The organism is Aquincola tertiaricarbonis, from assembly GCF_023573145.1.
In the GTDB taxonomy this organism is placed as follows: Bacteria; Pseudomonadota; Gammaproteobacteria; order Burkholderiales; family Burkholderiaceae_C; genus Aquincola; species Aquincola tertiaricarbonis_B.
Genome location: NZ_CP097636.1, coordinates 2953436 through 2979521, shown reverse-complemented (window position 1 = coordinate 2979521; position 26086 = coordinate 2953436). Strand labels below are relative to the sequence as shown.

Genomic DNA, 26086 nt, shown 5'->3' with positions numbered 1-26086 from the left:
ACGCGGTCCTAGCGCTCGGAGCGCCGACCTGGCGCTTCGCTGCGAGTACGCTCATAATCGTCCGCAAGATGCAAGCGACCGATGAAATTGTTAAATATGACACGCCTAAACAACCCTCACTTTCGTTCGTGGACGCTTTTGCGGGCTGCGGCGGACTTTCGCTAGGCTTGATGCAGGCGGGTTGGGATGGTCGCTTCGCTGTCGAGAGGGATGCATTCGCCTTCTCTACGCTGAAGGCGAATTTGCTCTCGCCAAAAAACCCGTTCCGCTACTCGTGGCCAATCTGGTTGCGCAAGGAACCGTTGGGGGTTCAAGAGCTCATTGACGCTCACGCTGGCGAACTTGCTGCGCTCGCCGGGACCATTGATGGATTGGTGGGCGGGCCGCCCTGTCAGGGTTTCTCTAGCGCCGGTCGTCGCAAACATGACGATCCGCGCAACCAGCTTTTTGCGTCGTATCTCAGTCTGGTGGAGCTGATCCAACCAAAAGTGGTTTTGATTGAAAACGTGCGAGGCTTTACGCTGGACTTTGACGCTAAGGATGAAGTGAAGAATTTTTCGCAGATGTTGAAAGCGCGCCTTTCGGGCGCTTACACCGTGCACGAAAAATTGCTGAACCTGTCCATTTTCGGCGTTCCACAGGCTCGAACACGATACTTTGTCCTTGCGTTTCGCTCTGATCTACAAATCCCTGATCCGTTTGCACGGCTTGTCCAACGCTTGCCCAGCTTCCTAAGATCCCTGAGATTGACGGCGCCAGTATCAGCGTCAGCGGCGATCTCCGACTTAGAGGTTGGACGATGCGGTGCCCGTCCTTCTGTGGATAGCAAGGGCTTCGAAGAGATCGCTTACGCCGGCCCGCTCACGCATTATCAGAGGGTGATGAATGCTGGCACTGTTTCCCCTACTGATTTGCGGCTGGCTAGACACGCGCCAGAGATAAGAGAGCGCTTTTCTCAAATCATCCAGATATGCCAGGCTGAGGGAAGGCTCAATCGAAGCATAAGCGCGGAAACGCGAGCGCAATATGGCTTGAAGAAGTTGGCTCTGCGAGTTCTAGACCCTGACAGGCCGTCCCCAACTATCACTAGTATGCCCGACGATCTGCTGCATTACGCTGAACCGCGAACGCTGACAGTGCGCGAGAACGCTAGATTGCAATCGTTTCCGGATTGGTACTCCTTCCAAGGGAAATACACGACCGGGGGTAATCTGAGAAAAAAGGAGGTGCCGCGGTTTACGCAAGTTGCAAATGCGGTCCCCCCGTTAGTCGCGCGCGCAATCGGAGAAACGCTTGCTGAACTGCTAAACCCGCAGCTCATGGCGGCCGAGGGATCGAATAGTTCAATTCTGAATCGCGTCGAGCAATGCCCGGAACTCAGCCCTCAGGCCTAGAATCTGCTTGCGCAGTTCGCGCATCTCTTCCAAGCCGACCACATTGCCCGCAGCATTAGCCACGCCGGTGGGTTTGCCCTTCGGCTCAAGAACGGCATGCCCCAAGATATTGCGCTTTCCCTGGACTCCTTGTCGGTAAAGCTTCAGGGTTTCGACTGCCGCAGCGTGATTGGCAAATTCGCGCATTTTGAGGGTGTTTATCAGAAGGCGAAGCCGGTCGTCGGAAGTAAACACCATGTGGGCCTCGAGCAGCGCGTCGACTGTCGGCGTTCCTCTGAGCGCTTCTGCTTTTGCAACCACATCTTTGACTTTGTCCTCGATGCGCCTAACCGCGTGCGAGACGAATGTCGCCTTGCCTTGGTCAGACATCTTCCCATGCGCAAGCTGCAGGCAGGTGTTGATAATGTGATCGATATCGCTTGTGGCTCCCATTACGATGCCGCGTGTGTGATCGATGTCGAGCACTTTCTTGATGAGGGACTCGAAGACTCCAATTACCTCCTCGATTAAATCTTCTCTGCCGACGCAATATACGCCCTCCAATTGGCGCTCATAGACTTTCTGCCGCAGTTGCGAGGCGCTCAACTGCCCCGAATAGAAAACGACGTCTTTATACTGGATTATTCTTCTGATCTTTTCGATGGCATCCTCCCCGTGCATGTTATTGCCGAGGTCCCAATCGACCAAGATCAGATCAACCTCGTCGGTGAACACGTTGTCAGCGATCACCTTCTCTACATCATCGATGCTTTTGCAAGCGCGAGGGCGAAATTCAAATCCCTCATTTGCCATTTCACTGGCAATCTTCTTGCTTTGAGCTGCCACGCGATCCGGCTGATCTTCAATCCAGAGGACATTGAAATCTAGTCTCACGCTGACTTACTCCTGGCCGTGATCGTAATTATGAACCCGAGCCCGGGAGATACCTGGTCATCAAGCTCAATGCTGCCGCCCATTTCGCCAAGGGCTTGCCGCACATGATATAGGCCGAGTCCAGAGCCCTGTGTGCTCGTATATCCCATCTCGAAGATTCTGGCTCGATTTGTGCCGGGTGCAAGTCCCCTCCCATTGTCCTCCACCCGGATAATGAGGCCGCCTCGGTCTTGCTTCGAGAGCACAAAGCTTATCCGCGAAGCTCGTGCCTTGCGTGCGTTGCTCACCAGATTGTCAACGATTATTGAAGCGTCAATAGGGTTGAAGCGAAGCCTCATCCCTGGGTGCAAGTTTTCAACCGAGATTTGCAGTCGGGCGCTCCCAGTCGTTTTTGCTATTTGTTCAATGTAATCGAAGATGAAGCCGGGCAAGTCGGTGTCAATCTTCTCGCTGTCCAACTTAAAAGTCGCTTTGGCAGCGAATTTTGTCACCGACATGACTTTGCGATTTAGAAACGCCATCTGCTCAAGCGTTCTGAGCACCGTCTCGCGCGGCACAGAGTTTTTTCCTGCGGTCTCCGTCAAAAAATTCTCGATCTGCTGAGCGATATCTACCGCATAGATCGTTACTTGATGGTGCAGATTGAGAATCGTCGCCGAATCGACATTTATGAACGATTCCAGAAAGTGCGCCCTGCGACGCTCGGTTTCAATCTCGGCTTCCGCTGTCGCAGCGCGAATGCTGGCGGCCTCTGCTGCTGCTAGTGCTTTGTTGGCAACGCGTCGAGCGTCTGCCTCTGACTTTTTCAGGTCATCAAAGCGCCGTTCTGCCGACTCTAAGCGCGCCAGCATCTTCTTGTCGCCGGTTTTCTCGGCGATCGCGCGCAGGCTCACCAATGAGGATTCAAAATCGCTTGATCGTTCGTTTATTAGATCGACAAGTTTTCTGCTATAAGCAATAAGTTGAACCTTGTCGTTGTCGACCAGATTTGCCACAGCCGCGCTGACTCGGGCTCGGCCGGGATCTGTTAACAACCTTGACAAGTCGTCAGTCTTGCCGTCAGCCGCATCAGTCCATGAAACCGGCACCACATAGCGTTCCAGGCGCTTCAGGCAGTGTTCCATCACGGCGCGACGAAGTTGTGCGACTGCCGGGGTATCGATCAGCCCTTGATTTCGGCTGGACGCCTCCTGGAAGTCTTCGTCGGATCCAGATACGTCAACTCGGCCAATTATCTCGCGCGATCCGAGAAATCGGGAGAAACCCTGCTGTTTGCGACGATTGAATCCGAACCAGTCGTTGCTTTCTTCTCCGATCGGAAAAACCCTGAATCCATTCCGAAATAGGAACACGGAACCGAATTGGATTGAGGGCAAACCCACCCGTCTAGCGAAAGTCGTTTTCGCAGATAAATTCAAGTAATATATTTCGCAGCTAAAGCCCGCGTCTACGAGAGACGGATATGGATTTGGCTCTGCGATTTTGTATATTAGCTCGCCACGATCGGTGAGCGTCGTGACAACTTGGCCCTCTTCAATCACAACCCTGATAAAGGTTGTCTTGTCTTTGAGCGTGGAGAAAATGAAGTTGCCAATTTGCCCGTTCACAATTTCTCGTGGTAGCGGCTTTTCCTTCTTCTTCAGCGCCATCAATGAAACACGCTTGTCCTCCGCTCGCTCCGCCGGCACGCTGAGATGAATGCCGAAACCATCGATCTCTTGTCCAAACGGGTTAATGAGCTTAGCGAGGGAAGCCTTAAGATCTAACAGTCTAGGTCTTGGCCATGGCCGTCTGAGTTGGCGGATAGTTATCACCGTCCCGTGACTCAACTCTGGCTCGAAATTCCGCAAATCCTTGGGGAGGTCGAACTTTTCCTGTTCAGCGTGAGTCACGGGAATTCGGTCGAAATGCTCCTTCGCGTCATTTTCAAAGAGGTCCCAATCAACGAGAAGGCATTGCACAAGCTTTGATTGGCCCTTTTTCCTGCTCTGCACAAGCACGCTTGCTCCAAGTCGATCTGAGGAAAATCGCCCGATCCCTTTGCTTCCTGCGTAGTGGCGACGGTCTGCCGCGACGTTTCGAAAATCGCCATCGGGCCGCCCGCTACGCTTTGCGGAGTAAGCGACGAACAGCCATTTTCCCGTGAGGTCTTCGTATGACATGCCGTCACCGTTGTCCGCGATGACGATCTGATCCTCCTCGAAATGCAAGCGCACTGTGTTTGCGTTGGCATCAAAAGAGTTTTTGACCAATTCAAAAATCGCGACCTCATCGTCAGTAATGAGTTCCCGTCCGAGGACACGCTTTAGTCCGGTGCTAACGTCGAAGTGCAGTTCGGATTCTTCCGCCAATGGGGGCTCCACACGCTGCGCGGTTAGAGACGCAGAGCTCTCTCACCGCATGGGGTTCTTTATGAGGACTAGTCTCTTGGGAAACAAGCGCTGGCACTAGGGCGGTAGCCCTCGCGCGAAGCGCTCCAATAAATAAACCTTGCCATCGGCAGGGTCAACTTTGCGCGGCCGAAAGCTTGCTGGGATTCTGCGGGCCAACAGGTTTATAAGCTACTTTTCTGCGGTCTTTGAAATGTCCGCTGCAATGAAGCAAGGACTCCTCACAGAAAGGTCCCTTATTTGCCCCGCGGCGTTGAGTCGGTATGCTTTCCGCGCTTGCTCAAAGGCTTCCATTTCAGCTGGTTCCCGCTTATTTTTTATCGCGGCATCCCCGGAGTTTTGGGAAGCCCGCATCAGGGTTTCCGCCAGCGCAAAAATTTCTGGCGTTGCCGTGCTCTGCATGCTGCTTGCTGTGACGGTAATGTCTCCAACAGCTCTCACAACCTCCGCAGATACCACAGGCGCTTGGCGCGTCGCATTCTCCATCCGGCCAAGAGCCTCTTGCATGCGGCGAAAGTAGTAGTCTGCCGCGTCCAACCGTCGCTGCTCTGCTCCGCAATATAGTTCCGCGACGTTTGCCGACACGCTGACTAAGCTAGACACGATCGCGGCGGCAGCGCCCGTCCACAATGCGACGCGAGTGCTCGCTCTCATGCCGCACCTCGAAACATGCGCGGTGTCGCTTGGCATTCGCTTGGAACGCGCACATCAAAGCGTTCCATCGTTTCCTTCAAAGCGGACGCCAGCTTCGCCCCTTGATAGTTTTTGTAGTGCGGCGCGCTCAGGTCAACCTGTGCTTGCTCATAGTGGCCGACCAAGGCCATGAGCATGGCTGGGTGGGTGTTGAGTTCGCTCATTCGTGTGATGAAGGTGGCTCGGAAGCTGTGGAACACCTTGCGCTCGTCAGTGATGCCAACCTTGTCAAGCCACTGGGCAAACCTGCGGCCGCAGTTCTTGGAATAGCCGTTCTTGCCTGGTTTCAAGTGCGGGAACAAAAGCATGCGACCTTCGGCGTCCTTGCGCCCCGCGTTGGCGGTCGCCTCGACATAAGCCAGGAAGCCAGATCGCTCGACAACAGAGTGCAGTGGCACCTTGCGGATCGAGTTCGAGTTCTTGCCCTTGCGGATGTCCAGCAGCCACACATCGCCCGCCTGCTTCACATGGCCAACCTCCAGCGATGCGAGCTCTTCGATGCGAGCGCCGGTGTAGAGGGCGAGCAGGGGCAGCCACTTGTAGTCGGGCTTGTTCATGTAGGCCGCGTAGCCCTTGGGCTCGAAGATCAAGTCAAGCTCCGCCTGCGTGAACGGCTCATAGCTCTCCGTCTTTTGGGTCCGCACTTTCTTGCCAACCACCCGCATGCGGTCGAACGGGTTGCCGTTGAGCCTCAGCTTGTTGTTTTGCGCCCAGTCGAAGAGGTCCTTGAACTGGCTGATCTTGGTGTTGACGCGAACTGGCGACAGCCCCTGCGCGATCAAGCGTTGCTTCCAGCCTAGGGCCATGGCGTCGGTATAAGCGCCCATGTCCAAGTCGCCGTGCATGCCCTGGAAGGCGGCATAGGCGTTGCGCTTGTCATCGATCGTCTTGGGCGAGTTGCCCCCGAGCTTCTTCTCTTCGAGGTACATGGCGCACGCCTCGGAGAAGGGTTTGGTCTTGCCAAGGCTCGCGGCCGGCCGCGCGCGGGCTGTCTGGGCGCTGATCAACGCTTCGAGGCGCGCCTCGGTGAGGGCCGGGGATGGCGCCTCCATGGCGTCCACTGCAGCGCCAACAGGAGCTCCAGCTTCAAGCGCCCGCATCATCAGGACGGCGCGCCGCGCATCCTCGTCAGTGCGAATGTCGGCGATCTTCGCGCCGCTGGGCAGGATGACCTCGAGCTCGCGCAGCGCGGCGGGATCCAGATCCAGAGGAAGCCCCTGCGCGGCAGTTGGCTTCTGTGCGTTTGTCATGGTGGCCCACGCGAAAGCGATGGCCGCCAGCTTAGCCCGGGCGGGCTCTTTCGTGCGCAGCGAGCGCTTGATCTCGCGCCCGTGAATCGTCACCCTCAGGTAGTAGGTGCCGTGCCGGTTCTTGTAGAGGTTGGGGAGCATGCCGATGCGCCCTGGAAGGGCGGGTTGGCTCACTGCTCGGCTCACCAGAAGAACGAAGCCCCTGGCTTTTCTTTCGAAAAATCAGGGGCTTACGAGGTTTGGTGGCGCTTCAGGGAGCCACCACCAACATCTCAAAATTCTCGGCTTCTTTCGAAGCAAATCAAAGACTTACGACGACCTCGACTCTCGGCCAGGGTTGTCAAAAGCGTCACCCCGAAGTGTAACCCCATCGGCTGGTGCTTGGTTCCGTGGGGCACTGTGAACGCGGGCCGAATTTTGGGAGGCGGGGGGGGCACGGGACCAGCGAGCCTGGTGCGCAATGTGTACGAGCAAGGGTGACATCACAGCATGCATCGGAACTCGGTCAAGTTCCGCGCCGTTCGCGACAGACTTTGCTTCGACAAGACCGCCAGGTCACGATCGGCGCTATAGCCCTACGGTTGGAGAAGAAGCTCCGTCGCTGAACCGCCAGATGCTGCGAGTCCCGCAAGCCTGCGAAATTGACGCGCCGTGTAGGTGATGTGGTGGTTCTGATCCACAAGCACCCACGTTCCAGGGTTGCCCGTGCCTGAGTGACCAGTTGCGCACTCGTAGATGTAGCGATCCCCGTAGCTGAAAGAACTTCCCTGGTAGTGGCTGCTATGACTCACTGCGGCTGACAGTCCTCGGTACTGCTCGTACTTGTCTTCCTGTCGCAGGCTGTGGCCGCGGTAGATGTGGAACGAAGCTCCGTGCGTGTAACGGATCTTGCCGTTGATGTGCGTGCTAGGCGTCTGGTCGCTGAAGTCCGGATGGATAACGCCGTAGTCAGCGAAGATCGGTTGCACAGGCAATCGTTCGGAGGCAACGTGTGCCCAAAGGACAAGTTCGCGTCGCGGAATCGTTCCGCAGGAGTCGCGTTCAATCTCTGACACAGTCTTGGGTGCGCTGGAGCCGGCGACAAGTATCTTGCGCAATGAGATGGCCGCGCACAGATCGTCTATGAAGTCAGCTGTCGCGCTCGCGGATGCCATCGTGCCTTCGTCACTGGTCAATGACCGATGGTCGATCATCACGTCAAGATGTCGAAGATCGAATCCGCGCGCACGGATATCGGCGATTTGGTGAATCGTGTCTTCGGGAAACTGCAAATCATCGCCATCCAGGCGGAGCAGCAAGCCGCCAGAACGGTTGGCTTGTTCGATCACCGTGCCCCACATTGCTTCTTCGCGATCAAACCCGAACACGGGCTCGTAGCGAAGCCAGAGTGCATTCAGCTGCCTGTAGGCGACAGCAAGTGCCGCCTCTCCGCTCGACGTCTTGGCACCTGGGCGAAGCAGCGGAAAGTCGACATACGACAATCTGCCACCAGCAAATTTTGCAAGGCGCCGCGCGAACTTTGCCAAGATTACCTCTGGGTCGTCCGTTGGCTTGAATGGAGGAAGCTCGAACAATGGCTTCACTTCCGGCATGAGCACAGGGCTGACGTAGGCCAATGCTTTGATATCGTTTGCCTTGCCCTTGATGATCGGGCAGTAGAGAAAATCACTCACCGTAATCACCTTTCATCAGCGCCGTTCGGTCTTCTCAGCTCACGTTGAAAATCTTGCTAACCTCACCGCGTCCGACCATGTCGGTAAAGACCGCGTAGTTTTCGGTCTCGTTCTGGATTCGTCCCGCCACGATGGACGGATGAATTCCAAGCTCTTCCGCAAATGCCAGGATTCCAGCTTTTGTTGGCATCTGGCGAACCGACGTTGTTCTCCATTGGGCGCGAGGAATCAACAGATCTCGTGCGAAGCGGTTTGCCTCTTTCTCTACCTGCTCGTTGCTCTCCTTGTCAGCAATGCGATCCAGGAAAACATCGCCGGGATTGCTCAGGTGCCGCCATACGTGAACACACTCGTGTAGCAACGTGAACCAGAAATTGTCTAGCCGGTCGAAGCGCAGCGTCAGTGCGATCACTGGGTCGCCTGAGGGGGAAAGCATGGCGGCGCCGTCCAGCTTCGTGCGCGGAAGATGATTCTCGATGACGACGGCGATTCCCACACCACGCAACATATCGAGAGCTTTCGCAGGCCCGTTGGGGTCACGACTCAGGCGTACTAGCCGGTCAAAGAATGGTTCATCCAATGCCTTGAGTTCGAATCTTTCATGAGCTCGGAATGCATTCTCGTGAGCCTTCTGAAGTACACGGGCTTGCCAGGCGGTGAGCGCATAGAAGGCTTGCCAGTTAAACGCATCCCCCTTGATGGTGCGGCGCGCCAAAACACCTGGCTGCATACCTCCGAGCGCACGCTCGATGAACGATTGCACCGCTTCAAGGCGTTGCGACACGTCAGCCCGCCGCTTCGAAGCTTGGATCCAGCCACGAGAGCACATTTCGTTGATTGGAAACTTGGACCAGTCGAGTGCCTCGCCGGCATCAGCATCTGCCTGCGTTTTAGGCGCAACAGAGTCTTGAATCAGAACTTCGGCGGGGATCCCCAAGCCGGCAGACAGCTCCCGCACGATGGGCACCGTCAGGGGGCGTTGACGAGACAGAAACTCTGAAACGCGGCTCCGTGATCCGAAATAAGGAACCAGATCAGATTGCCTCAAATCTTGCTCATGCATGCGAAAAAGGACGGCGTCCACGGGGTCCGGCTTGGCAACGGGAAAGGTCTTTTCTTCGTAGGCCTCGACGAGAGTCGCAAACAGTTCCAGTTCTTCACCCTCAGGCGAATTCGGTGCAGGATCGAGCATCGCAAGCTCTTCGATGCGCGCCATGTAGTCGCGGTATTGCCGCTCAGTCTTGACGACGGCTGGCTTCATTAGATGCACTTTCCCAGTTGACCTTCATGTACTCGTCGTGAGTGCCAATCCACTTCACGTAAACAATTCCTGTGGCGTAGGCGACTACTGTCGCCATTCGACAGTCCTTCACATTGAATATGACAAATCGGCCCACGATGCTGGCAGAGCGATATCTGTCCTTAATGTCCTGTGGACGACTCCAAGTGGACTTCTTGACTTCGGCGAGCCACGACTGAACCCATGTGCGTACAGGTGGATGGCGGCCAGCGAAGTCGTGCAGCAACTGCACCCCAAGAACTTTCATGGGGATGCAGCATAGCATGTTCCCGATTTGGGAACATGTCGAATGCAGTCGACCGATCTTGTTCGTCGCTCTTACGAGGGCGCCTGGGCCGTTGGCTCTGCGTTTCCATCGCCGGCTGAATCGCCAGTGCGTGTCACCAGCACTGCTTCAAACCTCCGCACGAGCTCCGCCGCTGAGCACCCCAACGCCGCCGCAATGCGCACAACGGCCACGATGTTCGGCGCCCCTTGGCCGCGCTCCAGCTTGCCCATGTACGAGCGGTCCACGCCGGCCAGCAGGGCGAGGTTTTCCTGCGAGATCTTGGCTTCCCGCCGCATGTTGACCACGGCTTCGCCGAACGCACGGGCTACCGCAGGGTCTGCTGATGTGGCGCCGGCCGGGCGGCCAGCTTTGAGAGGTTTGGCGACTTCATTCATGCACCTCAGGTTTTCATTCTGTATGCATAAAAACCACGGTTAAAAAATCCCTTTCGGATAGAGTTGCTTGCATCCGGTGGCCGATCTGGTGGTTGCCAACAACGGTCAAGGAGCACCATGCAACTCGCACGTTCCAGTCGAGGCCAAGCTGTCGCCGCTTTCGTATGCGCACTGCTGATGGGGCCGGCTGCTCAAGGGGCGACGACCGCCACGGCTGATTCGATGCATGCCGCCGCGGAAGCTGCCCGGCGAGATGTGGATCCGTCGGTCAATGGTGCACTCGGTGATGTGCCTCGCGTGTCGTCGGCTGGGCTGCTGTCGGATGCCGCGACTTCCGCACGGCGGGACAGCGATCCGAGCCTCAATGGCCGCCTGGTGGACAGTCTGCCGCCTCAGGCTTCCGTCGCTGGCGGTTCGCACCTCACCGGCGCCTGGGAGGCCTACGAACGCTGCCACTGGCAGGCAGCCTTCGGCGCATTCGCTGCAGCCGCTGACGCTGGCGTTCCTGAGGCGGCCCGCATGGCGCTGGCGATGGTCAAACACGGTAGCCTGCTGTACCGGCAGGTGTTCGTCGTCTCCGCAGCGCAGCGGGGCTCGTGGCAGCGCCTGGTGCAGTTCGCGTCGGCCTCGCCGGCCAGTGCGTCCTCGGCACGGGGAGTGACGCAGTGATCAATGCGTTGCAGTTCACTGATCTGGCCGTCGGCGGGTTCGAGGCCGCCGTGGAAGGCTTCGTCCATCGCCGCCAGGAGCGAGCCGCGCATGACGCCCTCGCCGACGCACACGAAGCGCGGGCGCTGGCGAAGGCCTGGCATGACTACGCCAAGGGCCTCGAGCTTCGCAATGCGCAGCTGACCAACAACCTGGCCCAGCTCCAGCAGGACTACCGCAAGGCCCAGTCGCGGCAGCAGAGCATCCAGGACACTTTCGAGCGGTACACCGTGGTGCTGACGCAGCGCATCCGGGAGCTGGACGAGAGGCTGCAGCAGGTCAGCGCCACGCGGTTTGCCCTGAACTGTGCGCGTGCCGGCGAGCGCCAACGCCGCCGTCCGGAGGATGTGACCGAGGAGCGCATCGCCGCCGACGAACGGGCCTACAAGGCCAACATCGTGTGGTTCATGGCCCATCAGAACGTGCGGCTCGGTGTGCCGGACGTGCCGATGCCGAAGACGAAGTGACCGGGGCGCCAGCACGCCTCACCGAGGCTCTGGATGCAGTGAGCACAACTTTCAGCTGAACGCCAAGCCGTTCTGTGGCGACCCAGGGTCGCGATCTTGTTGCACGCGGTGCGCGCCATAAGGGCTGCGCACGCCCGTGCCCTCAACAGGATCGCTGCATGACACACCACAACACCTCCCCTGAACCGCAAGACGGGACTGAGAGCCCAGCTGATCGATTGCGGCGCAGATGTACCGCCGATTCAAAAGTCGTCCGCAACGAAAGTATCGAAGACCTGCTCGGCGCGCCAACCGAGGGCGAGGCTGCAGCCGACAAGGGCGCATCCGGGTCTCCGCGGCACATGCTGTGCAGCTGGGAAGCCGTGGACGAGCTGGCCGCTGCGGTGTCGATGGACATCGGCAACGAAGACCTTCGGAAACGAAACGTCGCCGTCCTCGCCACGCTGCGGCGAACAAACGGGCGGTTTCGCCGGCTGTGGCGCTTGCCGGACGCCTGGCGAACCGACATCGATGCGCTGGAGCATGCCTTCCCGAACTTCGGTGAGGTGCTGGGGCATGTGCGCGCCATGGGAGCGCTCGCGGAACTGCATGATGGCGTGATCAAGCTCGACCCGATGCTGTTCGACGGTACCCCTGGCACGGGGAAATCGACCTTCGCCGAGCAGCTCGCCAAGATCGTGGCTGGCGGATTCCACCGTATCCAGATGAGCTCGGCAGAAACCGGCGCCCAGCTCGGCGGGTCGTCCGCCACCTGGGCGAACAGCCAGACTGGACAGGTCTTCGAGCTGTTGGTGAACGGCCGGTTTGCCAACCCGGTGATTCTTCTCGACGAACTGGACAAGGCGATGCTGCATCCAGGCGAGCGCTTCTCTCCCGTCGGGCCGCTGTACACGCTGCTCGAGCCCGCCATGGCGCGGACGTTTCGAGACATTTCGGTGCCGATGCTGGAGTTGGATGCGTCGTCGATCATGTGGCTGGCCACGTCCAATGAGCGCCGCCTGTTGCCAGAGGCCATCCTCAGCCGGTTGCACTCCTTCGACGTCCAGCTGCCAGGCCCCGGGGTCGCTGTTCAGGTGGTGCATTCGGTGCTGCGACAGCTCGCACAGGCCGAGCCTGTCTTCGCGCGCTTCCATCTGGATTCTGACGCCGCAGCCAAGCTGGCCCGGCATGGGCCCCGTGCCGTGCGTGGCCTGCTGCGGCGAGCGTGCGGAAACGCGGCTCAGGCGTCGCGCTGGACCATCCATGCGGATGATGTGCCCGACGGCCGTGTCGAGCGAGCGCCGATGGGGTTCCGCGCATGAGCCCGTCGCCATTTCACCGGGCCTGGGACGGCCGAACACTGGAGCAGGAACTGCTGGACCTCGAAGACTGGCGACCGCTCAACGATGACGAGCGCAAGGCTTGGGTGGGCGGCGAACTGGGCCCAGCCCCAGATGGCCAGCTGTATGGCATCAGCCCCTGCGGCATCGCTGTCGTCTACAGGGAGCGGAGTCTGGAGGCTGCCGTCGTGGCGCTGCACAGCGTGGGCGCTCATGGCCTCCTGGTCGCCTTGCTGGACTCTGCCGAAGCGGACCAACTCCACGGTGCAGCCCGGCTGGATGTCTGCATCGCGCTCGGTGACCAGGCACGCGCGCTGCGGGCTCTGGAGGACGAGGCACCTTGGGCGCGCGAGTACGTGCTCGACGACCGGCTGCGCCCGTGGACGCGCCCCGCTGTCTGGCGGTGGGCGCAGGACGTTGCCCGGATCGTGGCTGCGCGCCAGGCAGCTGTGGCGGCGATGCACGGCGCGGAAGGCCCTGAGACCGAATGTTGAACGGCGTGTCGTGATCGTTGCTTGCAACGGTGGCGAAGCTTCGGAGGCGATGCACGTCTCCTTCGACAGGACGCTGGGTCGCTACCGGAATGACTCCAAAATGCGCAAGCAAGAATGAACAACAAGTGTGCGCACCATGACCAGCCCGACCAAGAAGACCGCTCGCCCGCGCCGCGTCAGTGCCCCGCGCTCAAAGGCCGCCAAAGCCAGGGTGAACTTCAGGATGTCCGAGGCGGATCTGCGGGCCCTGGACGCTGCCGCCGAGCAGAATCACCGCAGCCGATCCGAACTGATCCTGCTGGGTTTGCAGCGCTGCCTGGCTGACGGTGTCTGGCGGCCAACCTCGTCGCCATCGGCCATGCAGCAGCCGGACACGGTGTCGCCGTCGCCGGAGCTGGTCACCTTGTCGCAGGTGCTGATGGCAGCGGTGATGGGACTCGAGGCCCTCCAGGCTGGCAAGAAGCGGCCATCGAAGGCGATGCAGGAAGCCGCGGCCACCGTTGCCGACGCGCGCAAGAGGCTCTCGGACCTGCTTCAGGATATTCAGTGCTCCTGAAGATCATCAACCACCGGCGCAAGCAGCCGCGCCGGCGCGCGGACTTGCGGCGGTTGTTTCGCTACCTGTTCTCGCCCCAGCACTCCTTGTCCGGCAAGGATGTGCGGCTGCTCGGGCCGCCACAGCTCTACAAGCTTGCGCTGACGGCCATGCCCTGGGGCGATGACGATGAGATTGCCGAAGCGGCAGCTCAGTTGACACTGCAGATGGACCGCTACTGCCGAGCGGCCAAGGCAGGGGCGCAGATCCCGCCGGTTTGGTACGTGCACATCGTCATCTCGTTCGCGCCAGCGGCGGCCCGCATGCTGAAAGAGCCACAAGACCCACACCGCCATGTACCGCAGTGGGCCTCGAGTGCGCAGAACGCCTACCGTCTGGCTCGCGACGCGTTGGACTTCTTCGGCTGGACGCCGAACCGCCCGACCGTGATGGTGGCGCACGGCGACAAGCGCCACATCCATGTGCACGTCGTCGCAGTGATCCCGGTCATCAACGACGACGATTGGAACGTGCTGAAGAACTCCCGGCGACAGCTGAACGAAGTGGCCAAGCTGTGTGCGGGTGCCTATGGCATTCCGCTGGCAGGGCGTGCGGCGCATGCGCATCACCGGAAGTGGGGACATTTGCTGGATGTGAGGCCAGGGGCTTCGCAGGGCAGCTGATTGGATGACATCGGGTGTTGGGGTGGCATGCTGAAGACATGATCATTCGCCACCGTGCCACCGTGCCACCGTGATGACATGGTGATCTGGTGATGTGGTGACACCGCGCCGCGGTCCTGACTGAGCACCTGGACGGACAATGGCTGCGGTTTGTAACAAGAGATCAGGAGGGGCGGCGTTGTTGTCTACGGGTTCGAAGTCGCCTCGCGCGAGCATCTGGCAGGCGGTCACCGTTGTTCAGGAGTTCAGCGCCAATCTGCTGGTCGCAGTCGTTCCCGCCTCTGATCCAGATCTGCCCTTCTTCATCGCCGATGGTGATCTCACCGTCGCCGCAGCTCGCCATGGGCGAGATGGAAAGGCTGCGCTGGCGATGTTGGCTGCGCAACGACCATTGCTCGGCCAGCTGACCTGCCTCTTGCTCGCTCGCCGTGCCTTCCCCGTGGGTACCGATGAAGGCCTGCGAGTCCACTGCCACTCGGTGGCCGTTGATGCCGCGCGCAGGACGGTCTCCGTCGTGGCATCGCTGGTGCCGGGCGACAGCGCGGTGCCGAAGGCGCTGCGCGACGCGGCCATCGTCTGCGTGACCCGAGAGCGGGCCGCGGAGGCACAGGCTGCCGCGCGGTGGGCAGTCGATGAGATCCATGGTTCGGCGAGTCCGGGCCCGGGTGCCGCGGGCGCGGCGCATCAGCGGCGTGCGCTCGACATCACACCGTTGCTCGAGCTGATGCCGCCCGGCTTTTCCGTCCGGCTGAACAAGTCCTCGGTGGCCTCGGCTGACCGGGCAATCACCAAGGCCATCCTGGCGGCGCCGGATCCAGTGCATCCACCACCGCGTGACGGCCAGTACCGGGCGTTGATCGTGGACGCGGGCGCAGGCCAGCGTCTGGCCGTGGTCACTTGGCTGCCCCATCGAGGCGATCCATCGTATGGCGAAGTCCGCGCGGCGGCCGAGCGTCGGGTGCCGCGAGCTTTTGTCTCGCCACGTCAGACCGGCGTGTATCCCCCGCTGCGGCCGGCGGGCAGTCACGACGGCATCGTGCACGATGCGAGCCCCTTCGATCCCGCCGACCCCGCCTGGCTCGGCGCGTTCGATCAAGAAGCGGTGCTCGACTTGCCCCAGCCACAGGCAGCGGCTGATCGGAGCCGGGTGCTGCAGGGCCAGGTCGGGTTCGAGGCCATCGCCTGGTACCAGCCGCACCACACCCATGGCGAAAGCGCCTGGGGCATCTACTTCGACGCTGCGAACCTTGACGACTTCATCGGCAGCCTGTCACTGGATCTGCAGCGCGAAGGCTTCGGCCGCAGCAGTGATGCCCTCGCGGCCAAACTGGGTGTCGGCCTGGTGTACGAGCATGTGCTGTTTCACGCCCAGGTGGAAGCTGCGCTCACCTGGATGGAGCTGCAGGCCGGGCATGCCAAGTTCATTCCCTTCCAAACTCGGGTCTCCACGGCTGTGCGTGGCACGGACGATTGGCTGGAAGAGGCGCTGGCCAACTTCTGGGCCTGGTCGTGGCTGCGTGCGGATTCGATGCTGGCCATGATCACCGGCGTGGTGACGGGCGGCCAGCACGCCGCGCTGGAGCGCATCGTGCAGGCGACGCTGGACCGGTCCCCTGCCGGCCACCGGCGCTGGCGTGACGGCCGACAGCGAGAGCCGTGGCGAATCCTGGCGACACAGGCCGTCACAGGCAAGCCGACCTTGCCGCCGCCTGGCATCGGCCTACCCCTGGAGCCGACTTTGCGCGGTCCGCTGCCATTCGATTTCCGCCCCACCGATGTGCCGCTGCGTTTCGTGGGCGCCAGCCGTGTGACAGCACGCCTTCTGCGCATGCCGGCAGCAAGGTCCGGTTACTCGGGCAAAGTCTGAGGAGCTGCTTGCTCGCAGTCGGCCGGGCGCTGCCGGCATCACGACGTCCCGCCGGGCTTATCTGGTTCTGCTCCAATTTGATTGGAGCAAATAGTGCTTGCGGTTGGTGCGGTGGTGCGTATGATGCACCACTGTGATTGATGCAAATCTCTTTTCGTTGAGTCAGACGACTGCCGTCCAGTCGGGCTATCCGTTCCGGGGCACCATTGAAGGTGCCCAGGACGGCGGCGTGATTGCGCTGCAGATGAAAGATGTCGATCCCGAGTCGGGCATTGCATGGGCGGGCGCGCTGCGCACGCACCTGCCTGGCCGCAAGGGGCCGAGCTGGTTGCAGCCCGGCGACCTGCTCTTTGTCGCCAAAGGCGCGCGCTTCTATGCGGTAGTAGTGGATACGCCGCCCATGCCCTCGGTCTGCGGCCCTGCCTTCTTCCACCTGCGCGTGCAGCCTGGCGTCGCGGTGGAGCCGGCCTTTTTGGCTTGGCAGATCAATCAGCCACCGTTTCAGCGCCTGCTGATGCAGAGCGCCGAGGGCAGCGGCCAGCTCAGCATCCGCCGCCCGGTGCTGGAGGCTTTGCCGCTGGCCGTGCCGCCCCTGTCGCAGCAGCACCGCATCGTTGCGCTGGACCGCGCCGCCCGCGCTGAGCGGGCCACCCTGCGTCGCCTCATCCAGAACCGCGAACAACAACTCCATGCGCTGGCCGAAGCCCTGTCGGCGGCCTCCATGCGCAGTCAACAGGCCACCCGCCCATGAACGATCTCACCACACCCCAACTCGCCCAAGCTGCCGTCAGCCAGGACGACATCAACGCAGCCGTCTGGGCCGCCTGCGACACCTTCCGCGGCACGGTGGACCCCAGCATCTACAAGGACTACGTCCTGACGATGCTGTTCCTGAAATACGTGTCCGACGTCTGGCAGGACCACTACGACAACTACAAGGCCCAGTACGGCGACCACCCTGAGCTGATCGCCGAAATGCTCAAGAACGAGCGCTTTGTGCTGCCCGCCAGCGCCAGCTTCTACGCGCTGCACGCGCTGCGCCACACGCCCGGCAACGGCGAGCGCATCGACAAGGCCTTGCACGCCATCGAAGACGCCAACCTGTCGAAGCTGCGCGACGTGTTCCAGGACATCAGCTTCAACAGCAACAAGCTGGGCGACGAGCAGCAGAAGAACGACATCCTGCGCCACCTGCTGGAAGACTTCGCCAAGCCCGCGCTGAACTTGCGCGAGGGCCGCGTCGGCTCCCTGGACGTGATCGGCAACGCCTACGAATTCCTCATCAAGAACTTCGCCTCCACCAGCGGCAAGAAGGCCGGCGAGTTCTACACCCCGCCCGAGGTGTCCACCCTGATGGCGCGGCTGATGGCGCCCCAGCCCGGCGACGAGATCTGCGACCCCACCTGCGGCTCGGGCTCGCTGCTGATGAAGTGCGGCCGGCTGATTCGCGAAGGCGCTGGCAGCCGCAAATACGCCCTGTACGGGCAAGAGGCCATCGGCAGTACCTGGGCGCTGGCCAAGATGAACATGTTCCTGCACGGTGAGGACAACCACCGCATCGAGTGGGGCGACACCATCCGCAACCCCAAGCTGCTGGACGGTGCCAACAACCTGAAGCACTTCGACATTGTGGTGGCCAACCCGCCCTTCAGCCTGGAGAAATGGGGCTTCGAAGGCGCCGATGCCGACAAGTTCAGCCGCTTCCGCCGCGGCGTGCCGCCGCGCACCAAGGGCGACTACGCCTTCATCCTGCACATGGTCGAGACCATGAAGCCCGGCACCGGGCGCATGGCGGTGGTGGTGCCGCACGGCGTGCTGTTCCGCGGCGCGGCCGAGGGGCGCATTCGCCAGAAGCTGATTGAAGAAAACCTGCTCGACGTGGTGATCGGCCTGCCCGAGAAGCTGTTCTACGGCACCGGTATTCCGGCTGCCGTGCTGCTGCTGCGCAAGCACAAGGCCGACGACCAGGTGTTGTTCATCGACGCCAGCCGCGACTTCGAGGCCGGCAAGAACCAGAACGTGCTGCGCGAAGCCGACCTGCAGCGCATCCAGGCCACGGTGGCCGCCCGCCAGCCGGTGCCGCGCTACGCCCACCTGGCCACACAGGCCCAGATCGCAGAGAACGACTTCAACCTGAACATCCCAAGGTACGTCGATACCTTCCAGGAAGAGACTCCCATCGACCTGATGGCCGTGCGCCGCGAACGCCTGGAACTCAAGGCGGAACTGGCGCGGCTGGAAACCCAGATGGATGCCTACCTGAAGGAGCTGGGCTATGAATGAGCTGCCGCAGCAGCCAGCTGCCGAGGGCCAGGGCGAGTTCGTTCTCTACACCACCGAAGACGGGCTGACCCGGGTTGAGATGCGTGCCGACGGCGGATCCCTGTGGCTCAGCCAGGCCGAGATCGGCACGCTGTTCCAGACCACGCCCCAGAACGTCACCCAGCATGTCAAGGCCATCTACGCCGAGGGCGAGGCCGACCCGGCGGCAACCTGTAAGTCCAGCTTACAGGTTCGCCAGGAGGGCGGCCGGCAGGTCCGGCGCACGGTGCGCTTCTACAGCCTGGAGGTGATTCTGGCCGTGGGCTACCGCGCCCGGTCGGCGCGTGGCACGCAGTTTCGCCAATGGGCGACGGCCCACCTGAGCGAATACCTGCTCAAGGGCTTCACCATCGACGACGAGCGCCTGAAGAACCCGCCCGTGGGCGACTCGGCCTTGCCCGACCGCTTTGGCGAGTTGCTCGAACGCATCCGCGACATCCGCGCCAGCGAGCGGCGCATGTACCTGCGGGTGCGCGAGATATTCGCGCTGGCCGCCGACTATGCCCCCTCGCTGCCCGAGACCACGCGCTTCTTCAAGGTCATCCAGAACAAGCTGCACTTCGCGGTGCATGGTCAGACCGCTTCCGAGCTGATCGTCCGCCGCGCTGACGCCAACCAGCCCCACATGGGCCTGAGTACCTGGAAAGGCGCTCATGTCACCAAGGCCGACGTGGGTACGGCCAAGAACTACCTGCGCGAGGCGGAGGTGAGCGAGCTCAACCGCATCGTCACCATGTGGCTGGACTTTGCCGAAGACCAGGCCTTGCGGCGCAAGGAGGTGTTCCTCAAGGACTGGGCCGAGCGGCTGGACGCCTTCCTGGCGTTCAACGAGCGCCAGGTGCTGGCGGGCGCCGGCACGGTGTCGCACAAGCAGGCCGTGGCCCATGCGGAGGGCCAGTACGAGAAGTTCTCGGCGCAACGACGGACAGCGCTGGAGACCGAAGGCGAAGCCTACGCTGCGCGGATGCTGGAGGCGCCGGCTGGCGATGAGTCTGGCGTGCAAGAGCTCGGGCAGATGGCCAAGCGGCTGACGAAGAACGGGAGGAAAGCTTGATGCTGCCTGAGGGTTGGCGACACAGCACGCTGGGAGCGGAAGTACAACTACGCTCCGGGGGTACGCCGAGCAAGGAGAACGAGAAACTGTGGGGCGGGCAGTTCCCGTGGGTATCGGCGCGGGACATGAAGGTGATGCACTTGAGGACCACTGGCCTCGGATTGACCGACGCCGGGCGCGCCGCAGCATCGACTGCGCCGGCCAACTCCGTGTTGGTCCTCACCCGTGGCATGACGCTATTGAAGGATCTCCCAGTTTGCTTGTTGGAGCGGGAGATGGCGTTCAATCAGGACATCAAGGCCTTAGTTCCGAAGGGCTCCTTGGACGCGCGGTTCCTGGCGTACCAACTACTCGCACGCAAGGGCGAGGTCCTCGACCTCGTGGACACGGCCGGTCATGGGACGGGGCGCCTTGACAGCGAGTTGTTGAAGAAGCTGGTGATCTCATTGCCTCCGCTCGATGAGCAGGCTCGGATTGCGGATGCATTGCGCACCTGGGACAGAGCAATCTCTGCGGTAGACGAGCTCCTCGCCAACAAGCGAAATCAATGGCAAGGTTTGCTGGCTCATTGTTTGAGGGTGCCTCCGGCCAACCCTGACGCCTCGAGTCCTGACGACAACGGCGGCTTTCCTCCTTCCGTGCAACCTGGAATACCAAACCTCCTGCCAGCCCCGGCCGGATGGCGGCGGACGGCGCTCGGGCATCACTTGACCGAAGTACGCCGCCCGGCACTGTTAAGCGCGTCCGACAGGTACCGATTGATCACCGTCAAGCGTTCCCGCGGCGGCGTCGAACTCCGCGAGGTCTTGACCGGCCGCGAAATCAAGACGCCCTCGCAGTTCTACGTGCGCGAAGGTGATTTCCTGATCTCCAAGCGCCAGATCGTCCATGGCGCCTGCGGCATCGTGCCGGCCGAACTGGACGGCGCCGTGGTGTCCAACGAGTACGCGGTGCTGAACAGCGACGGGCAAATCGACCTGAAGTTTCTGCGCTATCTGTCCGAGTCGCGCTACTTCCAGCAGACCTGCTTCCACTCCAGCATCGGCGTGCATGTCGAGAAGATGATCTTCAAGACCGAGCGTTGGTTGAAGTGGCCGTTCAACATCCCACCGTTGTCGGAACAGCGACGCATCGTCGAAATCCTGGATCTGGCGCGGCGCGAGGTCGAACTGCTCGAGCAGCAGGTTCAGCTGTTGCGGCAGGAGAAGGCCGCGCTGATGGCTGACCTGCTGACTGGCAAGCGCCGCGTGCGCCTGGATCGTGAAGGAGTTGCTGCGTGACCCCGGCGAATGCAGCGCGACTGCCAGTCGCCCTGGGCTGGCATGCGGCGTGTTGTACACTGTGGTCAACACAGCCGCCACGCCTCTGCTCACGCATGCGCAACCTTGGCGGCTTTTTCTTGCCTGATCGGAACAGCTAGCCATGGCAACCATGGCTCAGGTCCCCTTCACGAAGACGGCATTGCCGTACGCCGATCAGGTTGCTTTGCTGACGCAGCGAGGCCTGTTGATCAACGATCCGGCTGCCGCTGAGCGCACGCTGGCGTCGATCAGCTACTACCGTCTCAGCGCCTACTGGTACCCCTTCCGTCGGCGCGATGCCCAGGGCGCGCTGCTGGATGACGTTCACCCCGGCACGTCGTTCGCGGACGTGGTCGCGCTCTACGACTTTGATCGCCAGCTCAGGCTGCATGTGCTGGATGCACTCGAGCGTGTGGAGGTGGCGCTGCGCACGGCCGTGACCCACCGTATCGGCATGACCTACGGCGCCTTCGGTCACGAAGATCCGGCCAACTTCCACCACCAGTTCCGCCACGAGCAGTGGCTGACGAGGCTGCGAGAAGAGACTGAACGGTCGAGCGATGCTTTCGTGGGCCACTACGCCGCCCGGTATCAAGGCTTTCCGGCGCTGCCGATCTGGATGACGACCGAGCTGATGAGCCTGGGCTCGCTGTCCACGCTCTACCGGGGCATGTTGCCGGCCGATCGGCGTGCGGTGGCCGATCCCCTGGGCATTCACCACAAGCGCCTGCAAGACTGGCTGCACGTATTGACCTACGTGCGCAATGTCTGCGCGCACCACAGCCGCCTGTGGAACCGCGAACTGGCCATCCGACCCGATCACATGCCGGAGGCGGAATGGCGGCCCCCGCATCTGCCCAGGCTGGATCGCGTGTTCGCCATCTTGCTGATCCTGAGCTACCTGTTGCAGCGGCTCGGCAACGGCGCCACCTGGCGCGCCGAGGTCACCGCCTTGCTGGCGCCAATGGCAGCGCATCCGCGCTGGCTGTCCGCCATGGGCATGTCGCCCCAGTGGATGCAGCACCCCTACTGGATTTGAGGACCGGATGATCACCCCGAACCCCCGAGAACAGTACAGCGCTCACATTCCCGCGCTGCATCTGCTGTGCAACCTGGGCTGGAACTTTCTGTCTACCGCGCAGGCGCTGGCGCTGCGCGGTGGCACGCGCGAGGTGATCCTCAAGCACCGCCTGGTGGAGGTGCTGCAGACCCGACGCTACGACTACAAGGGGCAGCGCTACCCGCTATCCAGCAGCGGCATCGAGCAGATCGTGCGCGAGCTGTCGGCGCTGAACCTGACTGAGGGCCTGTTGCCGGCCAACGAGCGGCTGTACGCCAAGCTGGCCCTGGGCATCACGGTCACCGAGTTCATGCCCGACGGCAAGAAGCACCAGCCGACGATTGCGATCATCGACTGGAGCAACCCCGATCCGACGGCGAACCGCTTCGATGTGACGGAAGAGCTGCAGGTGCTGTCGGCCCAGGGTACGCACCACCGCGCACCCGACATCGTGGGCTATGTCAACGGCCTGCCCCTGGTCGTGATCGAAGCCAAGCGACCCGAGGGCTCGCACGCTGCGAAATCGATGGTGGCCGAGGGCGTCAGCCAGCACCTGCGCAATCAGCGGCCGGACGAGATTCCACAGTTGTTTGCCTACGCCCAGTTGCTGCTGGCCATCAGCCAGACCGAGGGCCGCTATGGCACCACCGGCACGGCGGCCAAGTTCTGGGCCCGCTGGCGCGACGAAGAATTCAGCGAGCCGCACTGGCTGGCGTTGAAGAACGCGCCGCTCGCCACCGACGTGCGCGACCGCCTGTTTGACGGCAAGCCACCAGCGCTGCGGGCGTACTTCGAGGGCCTGTGGGCCGAGACCATGGCCACGTCCGAGCAGGACGTATTGCTGATCGGCCTGCTGGCGCCAGCCCGGTTGCTCGAATTCCTGCGCGGCTATGTGCTGTTCGACCGCAAGGTGGGCAAGATCGTCGCCCGCTACCAGCAATTCTTCGGCATCCGTGCGCTGCTGCAGCGGGTGGGCCAGCGGCGGCCCGACGGTGGTCGCGAGGGCGGGGTGATCTGGCACACCACGGGATCGGGCAAAAGCTTCACGATGGTGTTCCTCACCAAGGCGCTGTTGCTCGTGGAGGCACTGGCCGAGTGTCGCGTGGTGGTGGTGACCGACCGGGTGGATTTGGAAAGCCAGCTGGCGCGCAACTTCATGTCAGGCGGCGCCTTTGGTTCGGCCATGGCCTCGGTGAAGGACGGTGAAAAGAGCCGGGCGCTGTCGGGCCGTGACCTGGCCCGGCGCATCGGCAGCGGCACGGAACGCATCTCGTTCACGCTGGTGCACAAGTTCAACGCGGCGTCCAAGTTGCCGGAGTGCCGCAACGACTCCCCCAACCTGATCGTGCTGGTGGACGAGGGCCACCGCAGCCACGGTGGCGAGACGCACGAGCGCATGAAGCAGGCGCTGCCCCGTGCGGCCTACGTGGCATTCACCGGCACGCCGTTGCTGAAGAACGAGAAGACAGCCAGCAAGTTCGGCCCCATCGTGCATGCCTACACCATGCAGCGGGCGGTGGACGATGAAACCGTGGCACCGCTGCTGTACGAAGAGCGGGTGCCCGAGCTGGCGATCAACGAAGAGGCGGTGAACCGCTGGTTCGACAAGCTGACGGCCAGCCTCAGCGACGCGCAGCGCGCCGACCTGAAGAAGAAGTTCGCCAAGAAGGGGGCGATCTATGGCGCGGCCGGCCGCATCGAGCTGATCGCCTGGGACATCGCCAGCCACTTCGACCAGAACTTCAAGCAGCTGGGCCTAGGACTGAAAGGTCAGATCGCCACCGACAGCAAGCAGGACGCCATCCGCTACAAGAAGGCGCTGGACGACACCGGCCTGGTCAGCAGCGCCGTCGTGATCTCAGCGCCGGACACCCGCGAGGGCAATGCCGAGGTCGACGAGGACACGCTGCCCGAGGTGCAGAAGTGGTGGAAGCAGACGGTGTTGGCCAGCGGGCGTGACCCGGAAGACTACGAGAAGCAGCTGATCGCCGACTTCGGCAGCGATGGCGAGCCCGACCTGCTGATCGTCGTCGACAAGCTGCTGACGGGCTTTGACGAGCCGCGCAACGCGGTGCTCTACATTGACAAGCCCTTGAAGGGCCACAACCTGATCCAAGCCGTGGCGCGGGTCAACCGGCTGCACGACGCCAAGCGCTTCGGCCTGCTGGTGGACTACCGCGGCATCTTGAAAGAGCTGGACACGGCGATCCGCGCCTACCAGGACCTGGAAGAGCGCACGCAGGGTGGCTTCGACCTCAACGACCTGGACGGCCTGTACCAGCAGGTCAGCACCGAGTACAAGCGCCTGCCGGCGCTGCACGACAAGCTTTGGTCCTTCTTCAAGGGCGTGGCCAACAAGCGTGACCGCGAGCAGTACCGCCAGGTGTTGACGCCGAAGTTCGTGACGGCCCCTGAAGGCGAGGAGTACGACGAGCGCCAGAAGCTGCGCGATGACTTCTATGCGGCCGTCACGGCCTTCGGCCTGTGCCTGCAGACGGCGCTGGCCAGCCGCAGCTTCTTCGAGGACAAGAGTTTCTCGGAAGGCCTGATCGCGCAGTACAAGGCCGACCTGCGCTTCTTCACTGAGCTGCGCCAGACTGCCCGTCGCGACGCGATGGAGGTGGTGGACTACAGCGTCTACGAAGACCAGATCCGCCGCTTGGTGGACAAGCAGGTCATCGGCAAGGAAGTGCGTGAGCCCGAGGGCGTGTACTTGGTGCATCAGCTCGGCCAGCCCGAAGACCCTGCACAGTGGTCCGAGGAGAAGACCCGCAACGAGACCGACTTGATCCGTACGCGGCTGCGCAAGACCATCGAGCAAGAGCTGGCAGAAGACCCGTACGCCCAGAAGGTGTTCGGCGAACTGCTGCGGCAGGCCATCGCCGAGGCCGAGGCCATGTTCGAGCACCCGCTGAAGCAGTACGCCCTGTTCAAGGACTTCGAGGACAAGTTGGGTGCCCGCCAGGCGCCTGGCACGCCCGACGTGCTGGCCGATCAGCCCCATGCCCGGGCCTACTTCGGCGTGCTGCGCTTGGTGATGGGTGACGAGGCTGTGGCGGCGATGGTGCCGGCAGCGCGCGATGCCGTGGTGGCGCAGGCCTTGGCCATCGACCAGGTGGTGCGTGATGCGGTGGCCGAAAACTCGCTGAGCCCGCAGAGCATCGAAGCGGCCATTCGCAAGGGGCTGCTGCCGCTGTTGTTCAAGACCCTGGGCCTGGACGGCGCGAAGCAGGCCGTGGACCAGATCGTGCAGATCACGCGCCTGGGGCTTGGAAAAGCGTGATGGTCGGTGCCGAGGTCCGGGCAGGGCGCTTCAGCGTCCGCTACGGAGACGAAGTCATTTCGTTTTCGTTGCGGGTACAACGGGATCGAAAGCCATCGAAGGTGGCGATCCACGTCGAGCCCGATGGGCGGGTGCTCGTGGACGCACCCGAAGGCGTCGGACACGAAGCAGTCATCGTCGCCGTGAAGAAACGGTCGCGATGGATCCTCGATCACGTAGAGGCTGCTCGTGCGCGTACGGCTCATGTTCGCCCCCGTGAATACGTCAGCGGTGAGGCGGTGCACTACCTGGGCCGTCGGTATCGCTTGCGGGTCATCGTCGACGATGTGGCAACGCCGTCATGCAAGCTGCTTGGTGCTTGTCTGGAAGTGGTCGTGCGCGAAGCGGCTTCGGCAACGGTGCAGCAGGCGCTGGACCATTGGTATCGGCAACGTGCCCGAGAGGTGCTTCGTGAGCGGATGGATTCGGTTGCGATGGGGCTTCGCTGGGTGAAGACATCGCCGCCGATGCGATTGCAGGCCATGCGCGTGCAATGGGGCAGTTGCTCCCCTACCGGGCGCATCACCTTGCACCCCGGCCTGGTCAGGGCGCCGCGCGAATGCATCGACTACGTGGTGCTGCACGAGCTGTGTCACCTGGCCAGCCACGACCACAGCCCGCGGTTTTATCGGCTGCTGGAGCGCCACCTGCCGGGCTGGAAGGCCGTCAAGCAGCGATTGGATGGCATGGCCGAAGATGTTCTGCGCAGCTGATCGTT

Annotated in this window: 23 protein-coding genes; 15 read left to right on the top strand and 8 right to left on the bottom strand. The window is 61.8% G+C overall.

Translation table 11 applies throughout. The features are described from left to right. Positions 1-68 precede the first annotated feature (68 nt). Positions 69-1394, top strand: a complete 1326-nt coding sequence (locus MW290_RS28080; protein WP_250197653.1) for a DNA cytosine methyltransferase — start codon at positions 69-71, stop codon at positions 1392-1394. Here the strand turns inward: MW290_RS28080 and MW290_RS28075 are convergent. From MW290_RS28075 to MW290_RS28040, 8 genes are all read right to left on the bottom strand, one after another. Next, complete coding sequence (locus tag MW290_RS28075; protein ID WP_250197652.1) at positions 1344-2267, bottom strand: hypothetical protein; 924 nt, start codon at positions 2265-2267, stop codon at positions 1344-1346. The two genes, MW290_RS28080 and MW290_RS28075, sit on opposite strands and share 51 nt — an antisense overlap. After that, positions 2264-4618: an ATP-binding protein gene (locus MW290_RS28070; RefSeq protein ID WP_250197651.1), complete on the bottom strand. Its 2355-nt coding sequence runs from the start codon at positions 4616-4618 to the stop codon at positions 2264-2266. Before MW290_RS28070 ends, MW290_RS28075 begins: the two co-directional genes overlap by 4 nt. A 210-nt stretch (positions 4619-4828) precedes the next feature. Next, positions 4829-5194, bottom strand: a complete 366-nt coding sequence (locus MW290_RS28065; RefSeq protein WP_250197650.1) for a hypothetical protein — start codon at positions 5192-5194, stop codon at positions 4829-4831. Positions 5195-5307: 113 nt separating this feature from the next. Next, positions 5308-6741 carry a site-specific integrase gene (locus MW290_RS28060; RefSeq protein ID WP_250197649.1) on the bottom strand — a complete coding sequence of 478 codons (1434 nt, stop codon included), beginning with the start codon at positions 6739-6741 and terminating at the stop codon, positions 5308-5310. Between the two features lie 434 nt (positions 6742-7175). After that, positions 7176-8273: a beta family protein gene (locus tag MW290_RS28055; protein ID WP_250197648.1), complete on the bottom strand. Its 1098-nt coding sequence runs from the start codon at positions 8271-8273 to the stop codon at positions 7176-7178. 34 nt (positions 8274-8307) lie between these two features. Then, complete coding sequence (locus MW290_RS28050; RefSeq protein WP_250197647.1) at positions 8308-9534, bottom strand: ImmA/IrrE family metallo-endopeptidase; 1227 nt, start codon at positions 9532-9534, stop codon at positions 8308-8310. After that, positions 9509-9820, bottom strand: coding sequence for a type II toxin-antitoxin system HigB family toxin (locus tag MW290_RS28045; protein ID WP_250197646.1), 312 nt, complete (start codon positions 9818-9820; stop codon positions 9509-9511). Before MW290_RS28045 ends, MW290_RS28050 begins: the two co-directional genes overlap by 26 nt. Before the next feature lie 71 nt (positions 9821-9891). After that, positions 9892-10236, bottom strand: a complete 345-nt coding sequence (locus MW290_RS28040; protein WP_250197645.1) for a helix-turn-helix domain-containing protein — start codon at positions 10234-10236, stop codon at positions 9892-9894. Positions 10237-10353: 117 nt separating this feature from the next. On the opposite strand from MW290_RS28040, the gene MW290_RS28035 reads away from it, so the two are divergent. The 14 genes from MW290_RS28035 to MW290_RS27970 all read left to right on the top strand — a co-directional run bounded on the left by MW290_RS28035 (position 10354) and on the right by MW290_RS27970 (position 26081). After that, entirely contained in the window at positions 10354-10905 is a 552-nt protein-coding gene (locus MW290_RS28035) for a hypothetical protein (protein WP_250197644.1), read from the top strand. Beyond that, positions 10902-11411 (top strand): hypothetical protein, encoded by a 510-nt coding sequence (locus MW290_RS28030; protein ID WP_250197643.1) that lies wholly within the window; start codon positions 10902-10904, stop codon positions 11409-11411. Before MW290_RS28035 ends, MW290_RS28030 begins: the two co-directional genes overlap by 4 nt. Before the next feature lie 158 nt (positions 11412-11569). Next, positions 11570-12712 carry an AAA family ATPase gene (locus MW290_RS28025; RefSeq protein ID WP_250197642.1) on the top strand — a complete coding sequence of 381 codons (1143 nt, stop codon included), beginning with the start codon at positions 11570-11572 and terminating at the stop codon, positions 12710-12712. Next, complete coding sequence (locus tag MW290_RS28020; RefSeq protein WP_250197641.1) at positions 12709-13224, top strand: hypothetical protein; 516 nt, start codon at positions 12709-12711, stop codon at positions 13222-13224. The genes MW290_RS28025 and MW290_RS28020 overlap by 4 nt, the downstream gene beginning before the upstream one ends. A gap of 136 nt (positions 13225-13360) precedes the next feature. Next, a complete protein-coding gene (locus MW290_RS28015; RefSeq protein WP_250197640.1) occupies positions 13361-13780 on the top strand; it encodes a ribbon-helix-helix protein, CopG family in 420 nt (139 codons plus the stop codon). After that, positions 13771-14442 carry a relaxase/mobilization nuclease domain-containing protein gene (locus MW290_RS28010; RefSeq protein ID WP_250197639.1) on the top strand — a complete coding sequence of 224 codons (672 nt, stop codon included), beginning with the start codon at positions 13771-13773 and terminating at the stop codon, positions 14440-14442. Before MW290_RS28015 ends, MW290_RS28010 begins: the two co-directional genes overlap by 10 nt. Before the next feature lie 181 nt (positions 14443-14623). Next, on the top strand, positions 14624-16309 hold the full coding sequence (locus MW290_RS28005) for a hypothetical protein (RefSeq protein WP_250197638.1): 1686 nt from the start codon (positions 14624-14626) through the stop codon (positions 16307-16309). 133 nt (positions 16310-16442) lie between these two features. Continuing rightward, complete coding sequence (locus tag MW290_RS28000; protein WP_250197637.1) at positions 16443-17060, top strand: restriction endonuclease subunit S; 618 nt, start codon at positions 16443-16445, stop codon at positions 17058-17060. Further along, positions 17057-18592, top strand: a complete 1536-nt coding sequence (locus MW290_RS27995; protein ID WP_250197636.1) for a type I restriction-modification system subunit M — start codon at positions 17057-17059, stop codon at positions 18590-18592. Before MW290_RS28000 ends, MW290_RS27995 begins: the two co-directional genes overlap by 4 nt. Then, entirely contained in the window at positions 18585-19685 is a 1101-nt protein-coding gene (locus MW290_RS27990; RefSeq protein ID WP_250197635.1) for a virulence RhuM family protein, read from the top strand. The genes MW290_RS27995 and MW290_RS27990 overlap by 8 nt, the downstream gene beginning before the upstream one ends. Then, positions 19685-20965 carry a restriction endonuclease subunit S gene (locus MW290_RS27985; protein WP_250200118.1) on the top strand — a complete coding sequence of 427 codons (1281 nt, stop codon included), beginning with the start codon at positions 19685-19687 and terminating at the stop codon, positions 20963-20965. The genes MW290_RS27990 and MW290_RS27985 overlap by 1 nt, the downstream gene beginning before the upstream one ends. 142 nt (positions 20966-21107) lie before the next feature. Next, positions 21108-22025: an Abi family protein gene (locus MW290_RS27980; RefSeq protein WP_250197634.1), complete on the top strand. Its 918-nt coding sequence runs from the start codon at positions 21108-21110 to the stop codon at positions 22023-22025. A 7-nt stretch (positions 22026-22032) separates the two neighbouring features. Beyond that, a complete protein-coding gene (locus tag MW290_RS27975) occupies positions 22033-25329 on the top strand; it encodes a type I restriction endonuclease subunit R (RefSeq protein WP_250197633.1) in 3297 nt (1098 codons plus the stop codon). Further along, positions 25329-26081: a M48 family metallopeptidase gene (locus MW290_RS27970; RefSeq protein ID WP_250197632.1), complete on the top strand. Its 753-nt coding sequence runs from the start codon at positions 25329-25331 to the stop codon at positions 26079-26081. The genes MW290_RS27975 and MW290_RS27970 overlap by 1 nt, the downstream gene beginning before the upstream one ends. Positions 26082-26086 lie beyond the last annotated feature (5 nt).

Excerpts from the sequence above, each read along its gene's own strand:
- MW290_RS28080 (WP_250197653.1), top strand. The coding sequence starts at position 69 with ATGCAAGCGACCGATGAAATTGTTAAATATGACACGCCTAAACAACCC.
- MW290_RS28060 (WP_250197649.1), bottom strand. The coding sequence starts at position 6,741 with ATGCTCCCCAACCTCTACAAGAACCGGCACGGCACCTACTACCTGAGG.
- MW290_RS28050 (WP_250197647.1), bottom strand. The coding sequence starts at position 9,534 with ATGAAGCCAGCCGTCGTCAAGACTGAGCGGCAATACCGCGACTACATG.
- MW290_RS28045 (WP_250197646.1), bottom strand. The coding sequence starts at position 9,820 with ATGAAAGTTCTTGGGGTGCAGTTGCTGCACGACTTCGCTGGCCGCCAT.
- MW290_RS28040 (WP_250197645.1), bottom strand. The coding sequence starts at position 10,236 with ATGAATGAAGTCGCCAAACCTCTCAAAGCTGGCCGCCCGGCCGGCGCC.
- MW290_RS28035 (WP_250197644.1), top strand. The coding sequence starts at position 10,354 with ATGCAACTCGCACGTTCCAGTCGAGGCCAAGCTGTCGCCGCTTTCGTA.
- MW290_RS28025 (WP_250197642.1), top strand. The coding sequence starts at position 11,570 with ATGACACACCACAACACCTCCCCTGAACCGCAAGACGGGACTGAGAGC.
- MW290_RS28020 (WP_250197641.1), top strand. The coding sequence starts at position 12,709 with ATGAGCCCGTCGCCATTTCACCGGGCCTGGGACGGCCGAACACTGGAG.
- MW290_RS28015 (WP_250197640.1), top strand. The coding sequence starts at position 13,361 with ATGACCAGCCCGACCAAGAAGACCGCTCGCCCGCGCCGCGTCAGTGCC.
- MW290_RS27995 (WP_250197636.1), top strand. The coding sequence starts at position 17,057 with ATGAACGATCTCACCACACCCCAACTCGCCCAAGCTGCCGTCAGCCAG.
- MW290_RS27990 (WP_250197635.1), top strand. The coding sequence starts at position 18,585 with ATGAATGAGCTGCCGCAGCAGCCAGCTGCCGAGGGCCAGGGCGAGTTC.
- MW290_RS27985 (WP_250200118.1), top strand. The coding sequence starts at position 19,685 with ATGCTGCCTGAGGGTTGGCGACACAGCACGCTGGGAGCGGAAGTACAA.
- MW290_RS27980 (WP_250197634.1), top strand. The coding sequence starts at position 21,108 with ATGGCAACCATGGCTCAGGTCCCCTTCACGAAGACGGCATTGCCGTAC.
- MW290_RS27975 (WP_250197633.1), top strand. The coding sequence starts at position 22,033 with ATGATCACCCCGAACCCCCGAGAACAGTACAGCGCTCACATTCCCGCG.
- MW290_RS27970 (WP_250197632.1), top strand. The coding sequence starts at position 25,329 with ATGGTCGGTGCCGAGGTCCGGGCAGGGCGCTTCAGCGTCCGCTACGGA.